The following is a 1,239-nucleotide window of genomic DNA, read 5'->3' on the forward strand; positions in this document are numbered from 1 at the left end:
ATATTCTCGCGTTCGGTTGTCTGCTTCCGTTCGTTATAGTAAATGTGGAAGTAACGCTCCTTCTCATCGGAAGGATACAGTTGGTGTTTCACCGTGATACCGTTCACCTTGTAATCACGCAGGCTGTATTCACGCTTTTCTTCAAAACTGCCTTTCGCAGACAGGACAAGGTCCCGCACCAGAGACTTCATCCCCTTCATCATGATAATGAACTCATAACCGTTCTTATCCATGAAATGGATGTTTTCTTTACTGAAGTATCCACGGTCAAGAATGAAACCTGTCTGCCGGTATCCATATCCCTTTGCCTTTAGCAGCATCTGCTGGAGCTGGGAGACATCAACGATGCTTCCGGGGTATTCTTCGTAATAAAGCGGCTCTGAGTTGTTGTGATCATAGGCAATCGAATAGTTCAGAACCGTTTTCCCGTTGTCATCTTTCGGATGTCCGGTTTCAACGCACTCAAGATCACCTGCCTGACAGTTCTTGTTCGTCGAATCATAAGTGATATAGATCTTTTCACGATGATCATGTCTGCTGTTCCATTCATTCTGGAAAGCAATGCACTGATCTCTCGTAATACAGTTAATAAAAGAAGAGACCTTTGAATCACTATACAGCTTCATCCCCTGTGTAAACAGTGGATGATTGTATGCATAATCCGGATAGTACTGACCGGCATTATTTTCCGTAACAATGGAATACGCTGCCAGATCAAGGAAGAGACCGGCATCTTTCCCTATCAGGCGTCCAATAATCTCATCCAGATGATATTCTGCAATGATCTTACGGATCACAATGAATGCTCCGATTCTGAGGCAGGCACTCCGGTCAGATTTTTCATTCATCTCCGGAAGACCTGCCTCAGGAAAGTACTTCAGGAAGTTAGTATTAGGATACATCGTTTCTGACGAAATATCCAGACATTTACCGATCGTCGTATTCCTTGGAATGGTATAATGCTTATCCGGACTGTATTTGCGGTCGTAAGCGTAGTAAATATAGGTTATTCCCCGAATTGTTTTTCTGGTGATTCCGTGTCTGGAATCCGGAATCTTGACCTCATAATCTAGATACATGGCACCCCCCTAACGAGAGTTAATTAACTCTCTCTTATTATATCACCATTCTCAAAAAATGACCACAAAAATTTATAGATTTTGGCTTAAAATCAACAGTTCTGGAGTTGTGCAGCATTGTCATTCAGAAGTGAGAGTTAATTTTTCGGGAAGTTCACAA

Annotated in this window: 1 protein-coding gene; it reads right to left on the reverse strand. The window is 42.5% G+C overall.

Translation table 11 applies throughout. The features are described 5' to 3' along the window. On the reverse strand, positions 1 to 1,079 hold a 1,079-nt coding region (locus tag DW650_RS19305; protein ID WP_147403029.1), incomplete at its 3' end, for an IS1634 family transposase. Positions 1,080 to 1,239 lie beyond the last annotated feature (160 nt).

The sequence above is a fragment of the Roseburia sp. AM23-20 genome (assembly GCF_003470905.1).
GTDB classification, from domain to species: Bacteria; Bacillota; Clostridia; order Lachnospirales; family Lachnospiraceae; genus Roseburia; species Roseburia rectibacter.